The organism is Nocardia sp. NPDC051900 (assembly GCF_044452545.1).
GTDB lineage: Bacteria > Actinomycetota > Actinomycetes > Mycobacteriales > Mycobacteriaceae > Nocardia > Nocardia sichangensis.
The window spans coordinates 171,768-190,165 of the sequence record NZ_JBITBU010000007.1 but is presented as its reverse complement, the minus strand read 5'-3'; the positions used below and the strand labels follow the sequence as shown (position 1 = coordinate 190,165).

The window sequence follows — 18,398 nt, the reverse complement described above, 5'->3', positions numbered from 1 at the left end:
ACAGAGGGCGGGAGCGTCGTCCCGCGCGGGCGCAGCGTCGCACCGTACCAACGACCGGACCTCACCGCGCTTCCACCAACGTGTTCCTGGCGGCGGGCGTGTAGCGCCGCAGCAGCAGCGCGATCTCGCGTTCGGTGCCGGGGTCGAGCAGGTCGCGCTCGTTCATCCACTCGTCGTCGAACACCGTGTCCAAGTACTTCTCCCCGCCGTCGCACACGATGGTGACCACGGTGGAGCCCGGCGGGAACTCCTCCAGCCGGGTGAGCGCGGCGTACACCGAGCCGCCCGCCGACCCGCCGATCATCAGCCCCAGTTCGGCGGCGACCGCGCGGGCGGTCGCGAAGGCCGCCACGTCGGTGACCTTCACGCCCTCGTCCAGCAGCGAATAGTCAACGGCGGTGCCGATGGTGGCGCCCGGCGGGGTGCCGGTGCCCGACTGCCAGTACGGACCGCCCGGCCCGCCGAAGGCGATCGAGCCGACCGGTTCGACCCCGATGACGTGCGGCGTGCAGCCGAGCTGGCGCAGCCGGGTCGCGGTGCCGAACAGCGAACCTCCGGTTCCCACGGCGGACAGCAGGATGTCGACCCGGTCGACGTCCTCGAGCAATTCCTCGGCCACCGGGTAGTAGCCCACCGCGTTGGCGTCGTTGTTGTGCTGCTCGGTGAAGTACGCGTCCTCCCGTTCGGCCGCCATCGCCTCGGCCAGGTCCTCTCGTGCCGAGGTGGCCAGGTTGTCGTCGCCCTCGTCGGCGACGAACACCAGTTCCGCACCCATTGCCCGCATCGCGCGCAGTTTGTCCTTACATGCGTGATGGTCGACCACTGCGGTGAAGCGATACCCACGTTCCGCGGCAACTACCGCGAGGCCGAGCCCGGTGTTGCCGGATGTGGACTCGATGATATGTCCGCCACTGCGTAGCAAACCGCGACGCTCGGCGTCGAGCACCATTTCGCGCGCCATCCTGATCTTGGCCGCACCGGTCGGGTTGAACTGCTCCAGTTTGAGCAGCAGGCGGGTGCCGGACGCGGTGGCCGCGAGCTCGAACAGCGGCGTGCGGCCGATCAGATCCGTCACGCGCGTGACGAGCGGCATCGAGGTCTCCTGGTTCTGGTCGGGAAGTCGGGTCAGCTGCCGTCGCGGGTCCAGCGGAAGCGATCGCCGGGTGCGTCGTGCAGTACGACTTTCGGTGGGATGGGCAATTCGTGAAACGCGGATTCGTTCGAATCCATCTGATAACCGGCGGTATTCGGGTAGATCAGCAGATCGCCGACCTCGGCGGGGCGGGGCAGCGGCACCCGCCGCCAGCTCAGCATGTCGGAATCCAGACAGGTGGCGGCCCCGACGCTGGTCGGCGTCGCGGTGCCGGGTCGTGCGGGCCACAGCACCGGATCGGGCAGGTACTCGCTGTCGAACCATTGCTCCGAGAGACTGAGGCTGGTGCCGTCCACGGTGAGCAACCGGTAGGGCTGGCCGTGCGCGTGCCTGGTCTTGCTGCCTTGGACGCGAAAGACGGTGCAGCCCGCGTGCGCGAGCAGCGCGCGCCCCGGTTCGACGGCCAGCCGTACGGCGTTGTCGCGCAGTCGTCCGGCGAGATCCGCGTGGTCGAGGATCTGCGCGAGCATGGCCGCGCCGGGCACCGGAAAGTGGTACGGATAGTACGAATCGAAGGCCTTGCCGGAGTGGAACCACTGCCTGCCCGCCCGCGCCGTGAACTCCATCGCCGCGTCCGCCGGAACGTAGTCGACGCCGAACCCGCCGCCGATCGACACGGTGGTGGCCGGATGCCCCAGCGTGCGCGCGTGCAGACAGCGGGCGATCAGCTCGCCCGCCAGTTCCGCGCGCGCCACCGCGTCGTAGCCCGACAGATGGAAACTGAGGCCCTCCAAGCGAATCGAATCGCGTACGCCGCACAACGCGAGGGCTTCCTCGATTTCGCCGGAGGTCATGCCGAACCGGCTGGCCGAGGCCGCGGGCAGCACGCGGATCAGCACTCGCGCGGGCCCGTCGGCGGGCGCCAGCGCGGCGAGCCGTTCGAGCTCGCCGAGATCGTCCACGGCGATCAGGGCACCGTGCCGGGCGGCCAGCCACAGCAGGTCGTCCGCTTTCGCCGGTCCGGTCACCATGAGCTCGGCACCGCGCACGCCTTGTGCCAGCGCGGCGGTCAGCTCGCCGACGCTGGCGACGTCGACGCCCGCACCGTGTTCCGCGCAGGCCCGCGCGACGCACGCGGCCTTGTTCGCCTTCTTGCCGAAGTAAATGGCACCTTGCACGCCGGCGCTCTCGAAAGCGGCGCGGAACGCCCGGATGTTGTGGCCGACCCGCGCCGGGTACATCACGTGGAACGGCCCGCCCATCGTGAAAGCGAGGTCACCGAGCAGATCTGGATCGGCGAACAGGCGGCGCTCCCACGGATCGAGATGCGCGGGCATCGGTGACGCGCTGATCGAATCGCGCGTGGCCGCCTCGTCCGCGGGCTCCACGGTGACACTCGCGTGTTCTAGTCCCACCGTGCACCTCCGTGCGCTAGTCCCACAGCGGTACCTCCGTGCCACGGCCTTCCGCGATCGCCCGCTCCGCCAGCGCGTGGGCCACCGCGATGTCGGTCAGCACCAGCCCGCTGTTGTAGACGAAGAGGCGCTCGTCGTCGGAGCGGCGCGCGACCGCACGGCGATCGAGGATCTGCGGCAGCTCGGCGTCCACCGTGCGCAGCGTGCCGTCGGGTCCGGCCATGTCGGTGCCGGTCAGCGCCATCTGCTCGGCGCTGGTCGCGATCACGCGGTCGGCATCGGTCAGCGCGGACGGCGCGAGCCCGTAACCGACCAGCACCGCCACCGAACCGGGCGCCAGATCGTCGGATTCGAGCGCCACTTCGGTGGCCGGGCCCGCCGTGGCCAGCACGACATCGGCCGTGGCCGCCGCGGCGCGTGGATCGGTGACGGTCTCGAGCAGCGCGTGCGGATGGTGCTCGGCGAGCACGCGATGCACGGCTGCCAGGCCCTCGGGGTGCGTGCCGTAGACCATCAGCTTGCGCAGCTGCGGGTTCGCGGCGAGCAGATGCGGAAGGGCGTTGCGGCCCTGGGTTCCGGTGCCGATCAGCAGCACGCTCTCCGCGCCCCGCCGGATCGTCTCGCGCACCAGCAGAGCCGACACCGCGGGCGTGCGCAACGCGCCGACCCGCGCGCAGTCCATCATCGCGATCGGCGCGCCGGTGCTGTCGTCGTAGAGCGTGATGGTCGTGTAGTACCGCTTCGTGCTGCGATCGTGGCCGGGGTCGAACTTGTAGGAGGTCTTCATCGCCACCACGCGCCTGCGGCCGTCCCGGCCGAGCATGGCGTAGGCGACCGACCAGCCGTCGGGGTTGGCGACGCTGAGCTTGCGCGGATTGTCCGAATCACCCGCCGCCAGGGCGAGATACGCCTCTTCCACGGCGCGTACCACCGCGGCCGGTGTGATCGGCACGTCGGCGAGGTCGCTTCGGCTCAACACCCGCAGGGGTGTGCTTCGGTCACGCGTGCTCAAGGGGTCCTCGATCATGTCGTACTGCATCCCGCTCATGAGTGCCGCTCTGAACCGGCGGGGTGGCCGCCGTCCGGAACGGGGCTACGGTTTGTTGCCCGTAGCCATTCTCGTCGGCTTCCTCGGCCCGCCGCCGCCGTTCCGGAAGCCGGATGTTCACTCGCTTGAGCCACCGGTCGGTGCCGTCGTACCGCGCGGTGAACGGCACTCGGCCGTGCACGGCGACGTCGTTGTCCACGAGCAACAGCTCGCCGGGGGCGAGCGACGCGGTGACGCGGACGCGTTCGAGCTCGGCGGCGAGTTGTTCATAGGCCGCGCGGAATTCCGGGTCGGCGTCGTCGAGCGGCGTGTACGCCGGGTCGTAGCGCAGCGTCTGCCGGTCGGCGCCCGCGACGCTCCACAGCGTCGGAATCGGTGCGGCCGGGTAGGTTTCGTGACCGTCGCCGTAGGAGACGTCCGGCAGGATGGGCAGTGCGGGCGTGCTGAGCAGTTCGCGTTGCGCGGTGGACAGTTCGATCCGGCGCACCGACGACACGGTGGTGCCGACCAGATCCGGGTTACGTAGGCAACCGAGCATCAGCAGGTGGGCGCGCTCCGGATGGAAGGCGTCCTCGGTGTGCGGGCTGAGCAGCGCTTTGCTGCTGGCGCCGGACTGTTCGTGTTCGTGACCGGCCGCGGGAACGATATTGTTGACCAATCGGCCGTCCTGCTGGCCCTGCCAGCCGAACGGCTCGCCCGCGCTCCGCGCCAGCAGCAGCATCACCAAGTCGAGTTCGAACGAACGCGCGCGCCGCTCCGGATCTCCGCTCCAGCGCGCCGCCTCCCGCCAGCTCGGCGGAGTCGGTCCGAATTCGTTGTCCACCAGCGGAAGACGACCGACGACCGTGGCGCCCGCCGGGGTGGCGGGCGGGCGCATGGCGTGGCGCACTTCGGCGGGGAGCCGTGCGGCGCCCGCATCGATCCGTTCGATGAGCGCGGGGTCCGAGAGGGTGCGCGCCGCGGCCGCCGGATCGGCGAGTGCGAGATCGAGCGTGACCGATATCTCTCTGGCGAGAGCGCGCACCGCGCGGCCCGCTTCCGGGGAAAGCTCGCGTCGTTCGAGGTCTAGGGGGTGAAGCGGCTTACGTTCGGAGAGAACGCTTTTCACCGGGTATCCCTTCTTCGCAGCAGTGGGAAAAGCAGGGTTCACGATTAGTATGGGAAGGTAGCCCTTTGTAGGAAGTGAAGCAAGGCTTACCTAAGCGAGTCGGCAAAAAATAGCCGAATCGCATAACTTCGGCTCGGGTGAAGTCGGCCCTGTGGACGTGCCGGGGCTCGGTCGGGGGTTTGCGGGAGATGCGCCCTTGCACTGCCGTTTTGATGCCGGTATCGGCGAGTCGCGCCGTGCATTAGGCTAGCCTGTCCTGATCGAGGCACTGTGTGCGGTACCGCCGTGGGTTCGGTTCAGGAAGAGGGGCAGCACAATGGTTTTGAATCGAAGGGACCTGCTGCGGTCGAGTCTCGGCGTGGGGGCTGTGCTGCTGGTGGCCGCTTGTTCCGATGACGCCGACGTGTCCGGGCCCGCTCGGCCTGGCGGCACGCTGCGAGTCGGCGCGCTCGGCACCGCGGCGCGCATCGAACGCGATCCGCACGCCAACCTCAGCAACGACAGCGACTTCCTCGTCACCTCCCTGGTCTACGACGCCCTCACTGTGCCGGGCGGCAACCCGAACGTCGTTCCCCGTCTGGCGAATCGGTGGGAGCCGGACGCCGACCGGCGGCGCTGGAGCTTCACCCTGGCCGAGAACGCGACCTTCCACGACGGGACACCGGTGACGTCCGAAGATGTCGTGTGGTCGCTGCGCAGGCTGCGCACGGTCGGTGGCGCGTCGAAGATGCCGGTGGCCGTGGAGGACATCTCCGCCGACGGGCCGAACCGGGTGGTGCTGGCCGTGCCCGAACCGAATACCCAACTGCCGCTGCTGGTGCGGCTGATGACGTTCACGGTCAAGAAGGACACCACCGATTTCACCAAGGCCGTGGGCAGCGGACCGTTCCGGTTGGAGTCCTATCAGGGCGGCAACGCCCGGCTGGTGCGCAACGAGCGGTGGCACGGCGGGCCGCCGCCGCTGGACGCCATCGAGGTAACCATGTTCGAAAGCGTGACCGCGCTGGGCAACGCGGTGCTCGGCGGGCAGATCGACCTGGCCTCCAACGTCGGCGCCATCGCGGGCCGCACCGTCGAGGGACGCGGCGATCTGGCCGTCGTGCGCCGACCGAACGACACGGTGGTCGGTGTCGCCATGCGCAGCTCCGACGGCCCGTTCGCCGACGCACGGGTGCGCACCGCCCTACGGCTCGGCGTCGACCGCAAAGCCTTGGTCAACCAGGTGCATTCCGGATACGGCACGGTGGCCAACGACATTCTCGGCACGGCCGATCCGCTCTACGACACCTCCCTCGCCCAGCGCACCCGCGACCTCGATCGCGCGAAAGCGCTGTTGCGCGAGTCGCAATTCGACACCGGGCGCAGCTACCCCTTCGTCACCAAGGCCGAGGCGCCCGGTGAGGTGGAATCGGCGAAGGTGATCGCCACCCAGCTCGCCGAGATCGGCGTCCGGCTGGACGTGGTCACCCAGGAGCCGAACGCCTTCTACGACCAGACCTGGTTGAAGGCGCCGCTGTACACGATCTCCTGGGGCACCAACGACTCCACCCTCTTCTTCGCGAGCAAACTGCTGTCGAGCGGATCGAACCGCAACGAAACCGGTTTCAAGGACGCCGAATTCGACGCCGCGACCGCGAAAGCGCTCGCCGCGCGCACCGACGCGGAGTACCGGCAGGCGAATCAGGAATTGCAGCGCATCCAGTACGAGCGCGGCGGCTACCTGGTCTGGGGCATGGCCGACGGCATCGACATCGCCGCCTCCCGGGTGCGCGACCTGCCCACGCTCGGCGGGTTCGCCAGGGTGCAGTTGGAGAAGGCCTGGCTGGCCGGGTGATGCTGTTCGCGCGACTGCTGCTCCGGCGCGTCATCCTGCTGGTGACGCTGCTGGCTTGCGTCTTCGTCGCCGTGGACCTGCTGCCGGGCGACACCGCCCGCGCCGTCCTCGGCCGGGAGGCCACGCCCGAGCAGATCGCCGCCAAAGAACACGAACTCGGACTGGACCGTCCCCTGGCGGTGCGGTTCTGGAACTGGATCGCGGGCGTCGTGACCGGCGATTTCGGACGTACCGCGCGCGGACGGCCGGTCGATGACCTGCTCGTCGACAAGTTCCCGCCGACGCTGCTGCTCGGCGGTATCGCCCTCGCGGTGACCGTGCTCGCGTCGCTCGCGCTCGGCGCGTGGTGGGCGACGCGTCCGGGCAGCGTGGCCGCGCGCGTCTTGCAGCCGACGACGACCACCGCGGTGGCCGTTCCCGAATTCGTGATCGCCACGGTGCTGATCCTGGTGTTCGCGCTGGCGCTGGGCTGGCTGCCCGCCGTGACCATCACCGGCCGGTCGGGGATGCCGGCCGGACCGGAGATGCTGGTGTTGCCGGTGCTCGCGCTCGCGTTGCCCCAGATCGGATGGAACACCAGGGTGGTGCGCGCCGCCTTGTCCGACGCCGCGCTGGCTCCGCACGTGGAAAGCGCTGTGCTGGACGGCATTTCGGGCCGTGCGGTGCTGGCGCGGCACGTGCTGCCGTTCGCGTTGCCGACGATCGTCGCCAGCTTCGCCACCACGGTCGGGATGCTGCTCGGCGGTGCTCTGGTGGTGGAGACCGTGTTCAACTATCCCGGTCTAGGGGCGGTCCTGGCCGGTTCGGTGGCCGATCGGGACACTTCGGTGGTGGCCGCGGTGGTCGCGTTGTCCGGGGTGCTCATCATGGTCGTGCTCGCCGCCGCCGACGGCATCCGCGCCTGGTCGTTGCGGGGGCGGCGATGACGGCTCCCGCGAAGATCGCGAGCCCGGCGCGGCGGCGGCTCGGGCGGCTGGCCGTCGCGCCCGCTCTGCTGGTCACGCTGGCGGCGGCGCTGGGACCGACGCTGGCGCCGCACCCGGCGGAGGAAGCGATCGGCATCCCGTTCGGCGATCCCGCTGCAGGCGCGCCGTTCGGCACCGACCGGCTCGGCCGCGACGTGCTCAGCCAGTTGCTCTATGGCGGTTGGGGATTGCTGCTGGTGGCCGCGGTGATCGCGGTGTCGGTGACCGGACTGTCGTGTGTCCTCGGCGCGGTCGCGGCGCTGCGCCCGCGGATCGGCCAGTGGATCGAACTCGGCACCGACTTGTTCATCCTGCTACCCGCGGTGCTGGGGATTATGCTCGTGCTGACCTCGTGGCCCGACGCGGGAACCCTGGGACTGATCGTCCTGGCGCTGCTGTTCGGCGTTCCCTATTGCGCGCGGATCTTCACGGCCGCCGCCGCTGGGGTCGCGGCGTCCGGATATGTCGAGAGCGCGCGAGCCGCCGGTGAGTCGCTCGGGCACCTGGTATTCCGGGAAGTGATCCCGAACCTGCGCGCGGTGTCGACGACTCAGCTCGGGCTGCGTTTCGTGGCGGCGGTCTATCTGGTGAGCACGGCGTCCTTCCTCCAGTTGCCCACGACGCTCGGTGCGAGCAACTGGGCGGTCATGGTGCGCGAGAACGCCTCCGGCATGCTGCTCAATCCCTGGGCCGTGCTCGCTCCGAGCCTCGCGATCGCGATCGTCGCGGTGAGCGTGAACCTGGCGGTGTCGGCGTTCGGGCGAGGGGAGCGGGAATGAACGTGAACGTCACGACGAGCGCGCGTCGGACGGCCGAGGCGGATGGCGCCGGGCAGGTGCGCGCCGATCTCGTCGCGGTCGACGGCCTGACCGTGCTGGGTCCGGACGGGCGAGAATTGGCCGGACCCGCGACTTTCCGGATACCGGCGGGCACGGTCACGGCGCTCACCGGCCCGTCCGGGTCGGGCAAGACCACGGTGATGCGCGCATTGCTCGGGCAACTCCCGTCCGCGGCGGCGCGCACGACGGGCTCGGCATCGGTTGCCGGACACGATGTGCTGGCGCTCGATCGCGTTGCGCTGCAACGCTTCCGACGTCAGCATATCGCTTACGTCGGGCAGGATCCCGGGTCGGCGCTGAACCCGCTGCTGCGCGTGCGCGCCCTGTTACGCGAGGTCGCGCCGCGCGCGCCCGAGTCCACCCTGATCGACACGCTCGCGCTGGTCGGTCTGTCGCCGGACTACCTTCGCCGCCGCCCCGGTGAATTGTCCGGCGGTCAGCAGCGTCGCGTCGCCCTCGCCAGGGCGCTGATCCGCCGGACCGGCGTGCTGGTGCTCGACGAGCCGCTGGCCGGGCTGCACGGCGCACTGCGCACCGATATCGCCGGGCAGCTGGCGGCACTCGCCCGCGAGCGTTCGGCGGCGATCCTGCTGTCCGGGCACGACACCGCTCTCGTGCACTCGATCGCCGACGACATCATCGAACTCGGCGCGGTCCGTCCGGCGTCCCCGCCTCCGTCTCCGGCGGGCAGTACACAGGTGTGTGCCGGTGAACGGCGAAGTGCTCTCCCTCCGCCGGACGTCGCCTCGACCGGAGAGCGAGCGCGCAACGGTCACAAGCCTTCGGCCGTCTCGACGGACAACCGACCGCCCGACGTCGTGCTGCGCGCCGAGAACATCGGCGCCTCGATCGACGGACACCGAGTGCTCGCCGACATCGACCTCGCGCTGGAGGCGGGCTCGGCGCTCGCGGTGGTGGGCGCGTCGGGCGCGGGCAAGACCACCTTGGCTCGCGTGCTCGCGGGGCTGCACCATTCGGCGACCGGATCGCTCGAACTGCGTGGTGACCCGATCACCGTTGGGGCGAACCGGCGAAATCACCCCGGCGCGGGCGGCATTCAATTGGTCACTCAAAACCCCCGGTCCGCGCTCAACCCGCGCCGCACCGTGGCGCAAACGCTCGGCCGCCCTTTGCGGCGGATCGGGCGGGTCGCACGCCGGGATCTTTCTCCCCGAATCGCCGAACTGCTCGCCGCGGTCGAGCTGTCCGCCGACCTGGCCGCCCGCTATCCGCACGAACTGTCCGGCGGCCAGCGGCAACGGGTGGCGCTGGCCCGGGCCCTCGCCGCCGAACCGGCCGTGCTCCTGTGCGACGAGATCACTTCGGCGCTGGACCACACCACCGCGGCGGCGATCATGGCGCTGCTGGATCGGATCCGGTCCGAACGTGACACCGCCTTGCTGGTCATCACACACGACATGGCCTTGGTCGCCGGATACTGTCCCCGGCTGATCGTCCTCGACCAGGGTTGCGTCGTCGAATCCGGGGACACCGGAACGGTGCTCACCGCGCCGACGCACAGCGCGACCAGCGAACTGCTGGTCTGACACGGCGACCGTGCGGGTCATACGCGCTTTCGACACGCAGTGCGCTCGGTCACCGGCTTGCCGCGGACCCGCGCCGGCATCTGGATGATGGAAGGGTGTTGCGAAAGACCGGCGTCTCGGCCGCCATCGTGGTGCTCCTCGGGCTCGCCGGTTGCGGGACCGACCGCACCCCGATCCCGGAGGGCATCCCGCCCGGCCCGGGCGCCCCGCTGCCCGTGATCGACCTGGACGCTCCCGGTCGTACCGCCGTCCAGTTGCGCGGCTGGGCCGATGAGCAGGCCGATGGGCTCGGCATACCGCCGATCGCGCTGGAGGCGTACGGCTACGCGGCGGCCGTGATGACCAGGGCCCGTCCCGACTGCGGCATCGCGTGGACGACGCTCGCGGGCATCGCGAGCGTGGAGAGCAAGCACGGCACCCATCGCGGGGCGCAGCTCGGCGCGGACGGCTCGGTCCGCCCGCCGATCATCGGAGTCCCGCTGGACGGCTCGCCGGGCGTCGCGTTGGTGCGGGACACCGACGGCGGCGTGCTCGACGGCGATCCGGAGCACGATCGCGCCGTCGGCCCGCTGCAGTTCATCCCGGAGACCTGGAAGCGCTGGGGCGTCGACGCCAACGGAGACGGCGTCGCGGATCCGCAGAACATCGATGACGCCGCGCTCACCGCAGCCAGGTATCTGTGCGCCAGCGGCGGCGACCTCACCTCCGAGCACGGCTGGCAGCGGGCGTTGCTCACCTACAACCAGTCGCACAGCTACCTGTTGACCGTGCGCGACCGGGCCGCGAGCTACAGCATCGGCCGCCGGGTGTGATCTCCCGGTCGCCGGAGTGCCGGTTACCCGCCTCGCCGCCGGGACGATAGGCTCGCAGCGCACGGCCCATCCCGTGAGACATACCGTGTCAGCAGCCGAAGGAGTGTCTTTTTCGTGGCCATCATCGAACAGGTCGGAGCTCGCGAGATCCTCGATTCGCGCGGTAACCCCACCGTCGAGGTCGAGATCGCTCTCGACGACGGCACCCTGACCCGGGCGGCTGTGCCCTCCGGCGCGTCCACCGGCGAGCACGAGGCCGTCGAACTGCGCGACGGCGGCGAGCGCTACGGCGGCAAGGGCGTGCGCAAGGCGGTCGAGGGCGTGCTCGACGAGATCGCGCCCGCCGTCATCGGCCTGGACGCCGTGGAGCAGCGCACCGTCGACCAGGTGTTGCTCGACCTCGACGGCACCCAGGACAAGTCCCGGCTCGGCGCCAACGCCCTGCTCGGTGTCTCGCTGGCGGTGGCCCGCGCCGCCGCCGAGTCCTCCGGCCTCGAACTGTTCCGCTACCTCGGCGGCCCGAACGCGCACGTGCTGCCCGTCCCGATGATGAACATCCTCAACGGCGGCGCGCACGCCGACACGGGCGTCGACGTGCAGGAATTCATGGTCGCCCCGATCGGCGCGCCCACCTTCAAGGAGTCGCTGCGCTGGGGCGCGGAGGTCTACCACGCGCTGAAGTCGGTGCTGAAGGCCAAGGGCCTGTCCACCGGTCTCGGTGACGAAGGCGGTTTCGCGCCCGACGTGGCGGGCACCAAGGCGGCGCTCGACCTGATCAGCGAGGCCATCGCCAAGACCGGCCTGAAGCTGGGCAGCGACGTGGCGCTGGCGCTGGACGTGGCCGCCACCGAGTTCTTCACCTCCGGCAGCGGCTACAAGTTCGAAGGTGTGGTGCGTTCGGCCGAGGAGATGGCGCAGTTCTACGCCGAGTTGATCGCCGCCTACCCGCTGGTGTCCATCGAGGACCCGCTGTCGGAGGACGACTGGAACGGCTGGGTGACCCTGACCGACCAGATCGGCGAGAAGATCCAGCTCGTCGGCGACGACCTGTTCGTCACCAACCCGGAGCGCCTGGAGGAGGGCATCGCCAAGGGCGCCGCCAACGCGCTGCTGGTCAAGGTGAACCAGATCGGCACCCTCACCGAGACCCTGGACGCGGTGGAGCTGGCGCATCGCAACGGCTACAAGACGATGATGTCGCACCGTTCCGGCGAGACCGAGGACACCACCATCGCCGACCTCGCCGTCGCGGTGGGCAGCGGCCAGATCAAAACCGGCGCCCCGGCGCGCAGTGAGCGGGTCGCCAAGTACAACCAGCTGCTGCGCATCGAGGACGCGCTCGGTGATTCGGCGCGCTACGCGGGTGACGTCGCGTTCCCCCGCTTCGCGTTCGAAGGCTGAGCTGGGGCACGAACCCCGGGAGTACCGCGAAGTAGAGACCGAGGCGTGAGATGACGGAGCGACGTGCGCGTGGGACCAGTCCGGCCGGACGCGGGGACCGCCGCACGTCGCGTGCCGCCGGATCGCGCCCGGCCGACTCCGCCGCCAAGCGCGGTCGCAGGCGATCGGAGCCCGCGGAGAAGCCGAAACCGCGCAAGACGGGTTCGGTCGGCGACAGGCACGACCACACGTTCCTGGGCCTCTCCACCGGCAAGGCGGTGATCCTCGCGATGGTGGTGTGCGGGCTCGCGCTCACCCTCGCCGTGCCGATGCGCACGTATTTCACCCAGCGCGCGGAGGCAGCGCAGCTGGCGCAGCAGCGCGAGGAACTCGAGACGGATCTGGCCCGGTTGCGCGATCGTCGTGCGCAGCAACAGGATCCGGCCTACATCCGCAGCGAGGCGCGGGACCGCCTGCGTCTGGTGATGCCCGGCGAGACGCCGTATATCGTGCAGGTGCCCGGCATCGAGGCGCCCGCGCCGCCGCCCGCGCCCACCAGAGCCAGGGACCCCCAGCCTTGGTACACCGATTTGTGGCGCAGCATCTCCGAGCCGCAGCCGACGCCCTAGGCCGCCGCGCCACCACCTCGAGCACCGGAAGGACATAGGTGACCGCACCCACCGACCAGGATCTCGCGATCATCGCCGAGCAGCTGGGCCGTGCGCCGCGCGGCGTGCTCGCCATCGCCTACCGCACCCCGGACGGGATCCCGGCCGTTGTGAAGACCGCGCCCCGATTGCCGGACGGCACCCCCTTCCCGACCCTCTACTACCTCACCGATCCCCGGCTCACCGCGGAGGCGAGCAGGCAGGAATCGGCCGGCGTGATGCGGGAGATGACCGAGCGGCTCGCCGCGGACGAGGAGCTGGCCGCCGCCTACCGCGCCGCGCACGAGAGCTATCTGGCCGAACGCGACGAAATCGAATCGCTCGGCACGGATTTCACCGGCGGCGGGATGCCCGAGCGGGTCAAGTGCCTGCACGTGCTGATCGCCCACGCATTGGCCAAGGGGCCGGGCGTGAATCCGCTCGGCGACGAGTCAGTGGCGCTGGCCGCCGAACACGGCCTGCGCGGCACCGCTATTCCGGCCGACTGGCCCGCGTCCCGGCCGAGTAGCGCGCGAGAGACTGGAGCACAGTGATGAGTGACCGGGTAGCCGCCGTGGATTGCGGCACGAACTCCATCCGACTGCTGATCGCCGACGTGCTCGAGGACGGGCGCTTGGCCGACGTGCACCGCGAGATGCGCATCGTCCGCCTCGGTCAAGGCGTCGACGCGACCGGCTCGCTGGCGCCGGAGGCGATCGAACGCACCCGCGCCGCCCTGGCCGACTACGTCGCGCTGATGCGCGAGGCGGGCGTCGGCCGGGTGCGGATGGTGGCGACGTCCGCCACCCGGGACGCCGCCAACCGGGAGGATTTCTTCGCCATGGCGCGTGCCGAACTCGGCGCGGTGGTCGCGGGCGCGGAAGCCGAGGTGATCACCGGCGACGAGGAGGCGCGCCTGTCGTTCGCCGGCGCAATCGGCGAATTGTCCAGCGCGGCGGGTCCGTTCGTCGTCGTCGACCTGGGCGGCGGTTCCACCGAGCTGGTGTTCGGGGACAGCGCGGGGGTGCGCGCCGCGTTCTCCGCCGACATCGGCTGCGTCCGGATCACCGAACGGTGTCTGGCGGGCAACCCGCCGACCGCCGAGGAGATCGCCGCCGCCCGCGCCTTCGCCACCGAGCGGTTGACCGAAGCGTTCACGCACGTCCCGGTGGAAGGGGCGCACACATGGGTCGGCGTGGCGGGCACGATGACCACGCTCGCCGCGGTCGCGCTCGATCTCCCCGAATACGACTCGGAGCGGGTGCATCTCACTCGTTTGACCTCGGAGCAGGTGCATCAGGTCTGCGACCGGCTGATCGCCATGGACCACGATGAGCGCGCAGCGCTGGGGCCGATGCACCCCGGCCGGGTCGACGTGATCGGCGGCGGCGCGGTCATCACCGAAGTACTGGCGGAGGAGTTGTCCCGGCGCGCGGGTATTTCCGAGCTGATCGTCAGTGAGCACGACATCCTCGACGGCATCGCACTGTCGATCGCCTGATCCGGCTCGGTCGCGTGGCCGCGGTCAGGTCTGTGGGAGGTGTCCGTTCAGCTTCACCTCGGCGTGCGTCTCGGTTCCGGCGCGGACTCCGATTCCGGCGTGACCCGCACGGCGCGCCTTGCCGATGGCGATATCGGCGAGCCGGGAGAGCGATTCCATGTTCCGCGGCACCAGCAGGAGTTCTTGCAGCGCGTTGGGCATGAGCCGGCCCAACCCGCGTTCGGCGTGCTCGTACATCCGGATCTGGGTCTCGTCGGTCGCGGTCTCGACGAGTTCCAGCCGGATCCACGCGGCGCCGAACGGCGAGAGCTTGGCCTCTAACTCGAGCATGTGCGGCGGATCCACCGACACGACCTCCGTGGTGTCGCTCACGGTGAACGGCCATACGCCCGCGCTGTAGTGCAGCGCCGCGCCGACGCCGGGCCATTCGTCGTCGACGTCGCGAATGTGCGTGGCGCCGACGACCCAGGCGGCGAACAGCCATCCGTCGGCCAGGACGGAGAAAACCTGCTCCGGTGTAGTCGGCACGGTGATTTCCACGTGGACCATCAGCTCAACGCTTTCTGGGTGCGGGCCGGTTTGCCTGTCGATTGCGGGGTGCCCGATAGGTGCGGGGGCAAACCACCGGCCGCGTCCAGGTTCCGCGGCCCGCCTGAACAGAACAAACGAATCCTCCCCGGAGCGCTTCGAGATGCGATCTTCGGAGCATGGTCGAAGCGAAAACATCGCGGGAACCAGTGGAGACACGAACTTGGTTCGGCCACCCGATCGGGCTGGCCAACTTGTTCGGCGTCGAACTCTGGGAGCGCTTCTCGTTCTACGGGATGGTCACCATCCTCGGGTACTACCTGTACTACTCGGCGACCGACGGCGGTCTGGGCCTGAGCAAGGACACGGCCGTGGGCATCGTCGGCGCCTACGGCGGCCTGGTCTATCTGTCCACCGTCCTAGGCGGCTGGATCGCCGACCGTTTGCCCGGGATGGCACGCACCCTCTTCTACGGCGGCTTCGTGGTCATGGCCGGGCACATCGCGCTGGCCGTGCACTCGACTCGCCCCGGAGGCTTTCCGGGCTCAGACAATGGCATTGTATTTTTTTCTCGGTTGGTCTCGGCACGTCGGTGTCGGGTAGTTTGGCTCGGTTCTATGACCCAGGTCACGAGTTCGCCTATTTCGGTATCACCGGGACGGTCATGGTGTGTGCGGGGCTGATCGTCGCCGCCATCGCACCATGGATCAGCAAATTCATGGCAGGCGTGCATTGACTCGCCGTCTGGGTACAGAACACAAGCAATTGGCACGAATTAAGGAGAACGCGTGACGAAACCCGGGCCACAAGCCGATTCGGCGGGTGATGTCTCGTCTCGGTGGGGCGGTCTGTTCCGCACCAAGTCCGTCGAACAGTCGATCCGCGACACCGACGAACCCGACTCGAAGCTACGCAAGGATTTGACCGCCTGGGACCTCACCGTCTTCGGCGTGGCCGTCGTGGTCGGCGCGGGCATCTTCACCCTCACCGCGCGCACCGCGGGCACCGTCGCGGGTCCGTCCGTCTCGCTGGCCTTCGTGTTCGCCGCGATCGCCTGCGGACTGACCGCGCTCTGCTACGCCGAGTTCGCCTCCACGGTGCCGGTGGCGGGCAGTGCCTACACCTACTCCTACGCCACCTTCGGCGAGCTCGTCGCCTGGATCATCGGCTGGGACCTGATCCTGGAGTTCGCGCTCGCCGTGGCGGTGGTGGCCAAGGGTTGGTCGCAATACCTCGGCGAGGTGCTCGGCACCACGTCTCCGATCGCGCACTTCGGCCCGGTGAACTTCGACTGGGGCGCGGTGCTGCTCATCACGGTGCTCGGCGTGCTGCTCGCGACCGGGACCAAGGTGTCCTCGCGGGTGTCGGCGGTCGCCGTCGCCATCAAGCTGGGCGTGATCGCGCTGGTGCTGGTCGTCGGCCTCACGTACTTCAAGTCCTCGAACCTCTCGCCCTACATCCCGCCGTCGCAGCCCGGTGAGCGGGGCGAGGGGCTGCGGCAGTCGCTGTTCTCCTTCCTTACCGGCGCCGGGCACAGCAACTTCGGCTGGTACGGCCTGCTCGCCGCGGCCAGCCTGGTGTTCTTCGCGTTCATCGGCTTCGACGTCGTCGCCACGACGGCGGAGGAGACCCGCAACCCGCAGAAGGCGGTGCCCCGCGGCATCCTGGGCTCGCTGCTCATCGTGACGATCCTGTACGTCGCGGTATCGCTCGTGCTCACCGGCATGGTGCCCTACACCGAGTTGTCCCATGGCGACGCGACACTGGCCACGGCGTTCGGCATCCACGGGGTGACCTGGGCGAAGAACATCATCTCGATCGGCGCCCTCGCCGGGCTCACCACGGTGGTCATGGTGATGTATCTCGGGCAGACCCGGGTGCTGTTCGCGATGTCGCGCGACGGGCTGATGCCGCGCAAACTCTCGCACACCGGTAAGAACGGCACGCCGGTGCGGGTCACCGTCATCGTCGGCGTGGCGTGCGCGCTGCTGGCCGGGTTCGTGGATTTCGGCACGCTGGAGGAGATGGTCAACATCGGGACGCTGTTCGCGTTCGTGCTGGTGTCGGTCGGCGTGCTCATCCTGCGGCGCACGCGTCCGGATCTGCCGCGTGGATTCCGGGTTCCGCTGGTGCCGCTGATCCCCGTCCTGGCGGTGCTGGCGTGCGTGTGGCTGATGCTGAATCTCTCGGTGGAGACCTGGCTGCGGTTCCTGGTGTGGATGGTGATCGGGTTCGTCGTCTACTTCGCCTACTCCCGGCACAACTCCGTGCTCCGGAAGGCATCCGTCACCTAGGACGCGGCCGGAGTTCGGGTGTGGGGTGGCGGCGGATAGCCTGACGCCGTGTCGCAGCGTGAGTTGGTTGTTCTCGGGACCGCTAGTCAGGTGCCGACGAAACAGCGAAACCACAACGGGTACCTGCTCCGGTGGGACGACGAGGCGATCCTGTTCGATCCCGGTGAGGGCACGCAACGGCAGATGACCTATGCCGGTGTGAGCGTCACCGGGCTCACCCGGATCGCGATCACCCATTTCCACGGCGACCACAGTCTCGGGCTGGCCGGAGTGGTGCAGCGGATCAACCTCGACCGGGTGCCGCATCCGGTCGACGTCTGCTTCCCGGCGTCCGGCGCGGCGTACTACGAGCGCCTGGTCAACGCGACGTCGTACTATCACCGCGCCGAGCTGCGGCCTCGCCCGATCCTCGCCCCAGGTCCCGTCGACCTGCCCGAGGCGGCGTTCACGGTGACGGCGGTGCGGCTCTCCCATCCGGTGGACACCTTCGGCTATCGGCTCAGCGAGCCGCCCGGCCGGCGGATTCTGCCGGACCGCTTGCGCGCCCTGGGATTGCGCGGCCCGATCATCTCCGAACTGCAACAGCGCGGCAGTGTCGAATTCGAGGGGCGCACGATCACTTTGGCGGAGATCAGCGAACCGCGCTCCGGTCAGAGCTTCGCCTTCGTGATGGACACCCGGCTGTGCCCCGGAATCGGGGAGCTGGCCGCCGACGTCGACATGCTCGTCATCGAAGCCACGTTCCTGGACGCCGACGAACACCTGGCCCTCGAATACGGCCATCTCACGGCGGGCCAAGCCGCCCGGGTGGCCGCCGACGCGGGCGTTCGCACCCTGGTGCTCACCCACTTCTCCCAGCGCTACCGCGACCTCGACGAGCACTTGGCCGAAGCGGCGAAGTACTTCTCCGGCGAGATCCACATAGCCACCGACCTCGCCAGGATCCCGCTGCCACCCCGGCGCTGACACCCCGGCGCGAACATCCGACACGCCGAGATGACGCGCGGACGCTAACACCAGCCCGCCGCCACCGATCTAGTTCTCTGGGACGCCTGCCAACCCGGGCTGCGAACAACCGCCACCGGCACCGGTCACCCGACCGCGCCGTCCGGCACCCGGCCACGGCCGACGCCCCGCCACCCCGACAAATTGTCGGAATTCCGGTACAGCCGTACGACTCGGTACGCTGTCCCGGACGCCCCTATAGCCCAATTGGCAGAGGCAGCGGACTTAAAATCCGCCAAGTGTCGGTTCGAGTCCGACTGGGGGCACTTACTGAGCCGAAGGTCGATCGCTTTCCTCGCTGCCCTTCGCACCCATGCAGACGCCCTCCGTCTGCAGTCCTCGGGTCGAGCTACTGTGCCGACCTGTACCAGGGAGCTGGCAG

General features: G+C 69.5%; 16 protein-coding genes, 1 tRNA gene and 1 pseudogene. 13 read left to right on the top strand and 5 right to left on the bottom strand.

Annotation, left to right across the window (positions count from 1 at the left end):
* Window positions 1-61: 61 nt before the first annotated feature.
* The 4 genes from ACIA5H_RS13840 to ACIA5H_RS13825 form a co-directional block, all read right to left on the bottom strand.
* A complete protein-coding gene (locus ACIA5H_RS13840) occupies window positions 62-1,093 on the bottom strand; it encodes a PLP-dependent cysteine synthase family protein (protein WP_379255361.1) in 1,032 nt (343 codons plus the stop codon).
* 32 nt (window positions 1,094-1,125) lie between these two features.
* The gene (locus tag ACIA5H_RS13835; protein WP_397076483.1) at window positions 1,126-2,430 is read right to left on the bottom strand and encodes an alanine racemase; all 1,305 of its coding nucleotides are present in this window, start codon (window positions 2,428-2,430) and stop codon (window positions 1,126-1,128) included.
* Window positions 2,431-2,524: 94 nt separating this feature from the next.
* Entirely contained in the window at window positions 2,525-3,535 is a 1,011-nt protein-coding gene (locus ACIA5H_RS13830; protein ID WP_379255416.1) for an ornithine cyclodeaminase family protein, read from the bottom strand.
* A complete protein-coding gene (locus ACIA5H_RS13825; protein ID WP_379255360.1) occupies window positions 3,507-4,664 on the bottom strand; it encodes a TauD/TfdA family dioxygenase in 1,158 nt (385 codons plus the stop codon). The genes ACIA5H_RS13830 and ACIA5H_RS13825 overlap by 29 nt, the downstream gene beginning before the upstream one ends.
* Before the next feature lie 316 nt (window positions 4,665-4,980).
* Here ACIA5H_RS13825 and ACIA5H_RS13820 point away from each other — a divergent pair, with 316 nt between their 5' ends.
* The 9 genes from ACIA5H_RS13820 to ACIA5H_RS13780 all read left to right on the top strand — a co-directional run bounded on the left by ACIA5H_RS13820 (window position 4,981) and on the right by ACIA5H_RS13780 (window position 14,189).
* Entirely contained in the window at window positions 4,981-6,498 is a 1,518-nt protein-coding gene (locus tag ACIA5H_RS13820) for an ABC transporter substrate-binding protein (RefSeq protein WP_397076248.1), read from the top strand.
* Window positions 6,498-7,424 (top strand): ABC transporter permease, encoded by a 927-nt coding sequence (locus ACIA5H_RS13815; RefSeq protein WP_397076480.1) that lies wholly within the window; start codon window positions 6,498-6,500, stop codon window positions 7,422-7,424. Before ACIA5H_RS13820 ends, ACIA5H_RS13815 begins: the two co-directional genes overlap by 1 nt.
* A complete protein-coding gene (locus ACIA5H_RS13810) occupies window positions 7,421-8,242 on the top strand; it encodes an ABC transporter permease (protein WP_397076246.1) in 822 nt (273 codons plus the stop codon). Before ACIA5H_RS13815 ends, ACIA5H_RS13810 begins: the two co-directional genes overlap by 4 nt.
* The gene (locus ACIA5H_RS13805) at window positions 8,239-9,849 is read left to right on the top strand and encodes an ABC transporter ATP-binding protein (RefSeq protein WP_397076244.1); all 1,611 of its coding nucleotides are present in this window, start codon (window positions 8,239-8,241) and stop codon (window positions 9,847-9,849) included. The genes ACIA5H_RS13810 and ACIA5H_RS13805 overlap by 4 nt, the downstream gene beginning before the upstream one ends.
* A gap of 95 nt (window positions 9,850-9,944) precedes the next feature.
* A complete protein-coding gene (locus ACIA5H_RS13800) occupies window positions 9,945-10,661 on the top strand; it encodes a lytic murein transglycosylase (protein WP_364428982.1) in 717 nt (238 codons plus the stop codon).
* A 114-nt stretch (window positions 10,662-10,775) separates the two neighbouring features.
* Window positions 10,776-12,062, top strand: coding sequence for a phosphopyruvate hydratase (eno, locus tag ACIA5H_RS13795; protein ID WP_355074472.1), 1,287 nt, complete (start codon window positions 10,776-10,778; stop codon window positions 12,060-12,062).
* A 50-nt stretch (window positions 12,063-12,112) separates the two neighbouring features.
* Window positions 12,113-12,670, top strand: a complete 558-nt coding sequence (locus ACIA5H_RS13790; RefSeq protein ID WP_379255352.1) for a septum formation initiator family protein — start codon at window positions 12,113-12,115, stop codon at window positions 12,668-12,670.
* A gap of 38 nt (window positions 12,671-12,708) precedes the next feature.
* Window positions 12,709-13,242 carry a DUF501 domain-containing protein gene (locus tag ACIA5H_RS13785; RefSeq protein WP_355074468.1) on the top strand — a complete coding sequence of 178 codons (534 nt, stop codon included), beginning with the start codon at window positions 12,709-12,711 and terminating at the stop codon, window positions 13,240-13,242.
* Window positions 13,242-14,189 carry an exopolyphosphatase gene (locus ACIA5H_RS13780; RefSeq protein WP_397076240.1) on the top strand — a complete coding sequence of 316 codons (948 nt, stop codon included), beginning with the start codon at window positions 13,242-13,244 and terminating at the stop codon, window positions 14,187-14,189. The genes ACIA5H_RS13785 and ACIA5H_RS13780 overlap by 1 nt, the downstream gene beginning before the upstream one ends.
* Window positions 14,190-14,213: 24 nt before the next feature.
* Here ACIA5H_RS13780 and ACIA5H_RS13775 read toward each other — a convergent pair whose 3' ends face one another.
* Window positions 14,214-14,738: an SRPBCC family protein gene (locus ACIA5H_RS13775; RefSeq protein ID WP_379255350.1), complete on the bottom strand. Its 525-nt coding sequence runs from the start codon at window positions 14,736-14,738 to the stop codon at window positions 14,214-14,216.
* A gap of 158 nt (window positions 14,739-14,896) precedes the next feature.
* On the opposite strand from ACIA5H_RS13775, the pseudogene ACIA5H_RS13770 reads away from it, so the two are divergent.
* The 4 genes and pseudogenes from ACIA5H_RS13770 to ACIA5H_RS13755 form a co-directional block, all read left to right on the top strand.
* A pseudogene (locus tag ACIA5H_RS13770) lies at window positions 14,897-15,232 on the top strand (MFS transporter); the annotation flags it as partial.
* Between the two features lie 273 nt (window positions 15,233-15,505).
* Window positions 15,506-17,011: an amino acid permease gene (locus ACIA5H_RS13765; protein WP_356966811.1), complete on the top strand. Its 1,506-nt coding sequence runs from the start codon at window positions 15,506-15,508 to the stop codon at window positions 17,009-17,011.
* Between the two features lie 48 nt (window positions 17,012-17,059).
* Window positions 17,060-17,977, top strand: a complete 918-nt coding sequence (locus ACIA5H_RS13760; protein ID WP_379255348.1) for a ribonuclease Z — start codon at window positions 17,060-17,062, stop codon at window positions 17,975-17,977.
* 231 nt (window positions 17,978-18,208) lie between these two features.
* Window positions 18,209-18,282 (top strand) — tRNA-Leu (locus ACIA5H_RS13755).
* Window positions 18,283-18,398: the final 116 nt, after the last annotated feature.

Excerpts from the sequence above, each read along its gene's own strand:
- ACIA5H_RS13840 (WP_379255361.1), bottom strand. The coding sequence starts at position 1,093 with ATGCCGCTCGTCACGCGCGTGACGGATCTGATCGGCCGCACGCCGCTG.
- ACIA5H_RS13835 (WP_397076483.1), bottom strand. The coding sequence starts at position 2,430 with ATGCCCGCGCATCTCGATCCGTGGGAGCGCCGCCTGTTCGCCGATCCA.
- ACIA5H_RS13830 (WP_379255416.1), bottom strand. The coding sequence starts at position 3,535 with ATGATCGAGGACCCCTTGAGCACGCGTGACCGAAGCACACCCCTGCGG.
- ACIA5H_RS13820 (WP_397076248.1), top strand. The coding sequence starts at position 4,981 with ATGGTTTTGAATCGAAGGGACCTGCTGCGGTCGAGTCTCGGCGTGGGG.
- ACIA5H_RS13815 (WP_397076480.1), top strand. The coding sequence starts at position 6,498 with ATGCTGTTCGCGCGACTGCTGCTCCGGCGCGTCATCCTGCTGGTGACG.
- ACIA5H_RS13810 (WP_397076246.1), top strand. The coding sequence starts at position 7,421 with ATGACGGCTCCCGCGAAGATCGCGAGCCCGGCGCGGCGGCGGCTCGGG.
- ACIA5H_RS13805 (WP_397076244.1), top strand. The coding sequence starts at position 8,239 with ATGAACGTGAACGTCACGACGAGCGCGCGTCGGACGGCCGAGGCGGAT.
- ACIA5H_RS13790 (WP_379255352.1), top strand. The coding sequence starts at position 12,113 with ATGACGGAGCGACGTGCGCGTGGGACCAGTCCGGCCGGACGCGGGGAC.
- ACIA5H_RS13780 (WP_397076240.1), top strand. The coding sequence starts at position 13,242 with ATGAGTGACCGGGTAGCCGCCGTGGATTGCGGCACGAACTCCATCCGA.
- ACIA5H_RS13775 (WP_379255350.1), bottom strand. The coding sequence starts at position 14,738 with ATGGTCCACGTGGAAATCACCGTGCCGACTACACCGGAGCAGGTTTTC.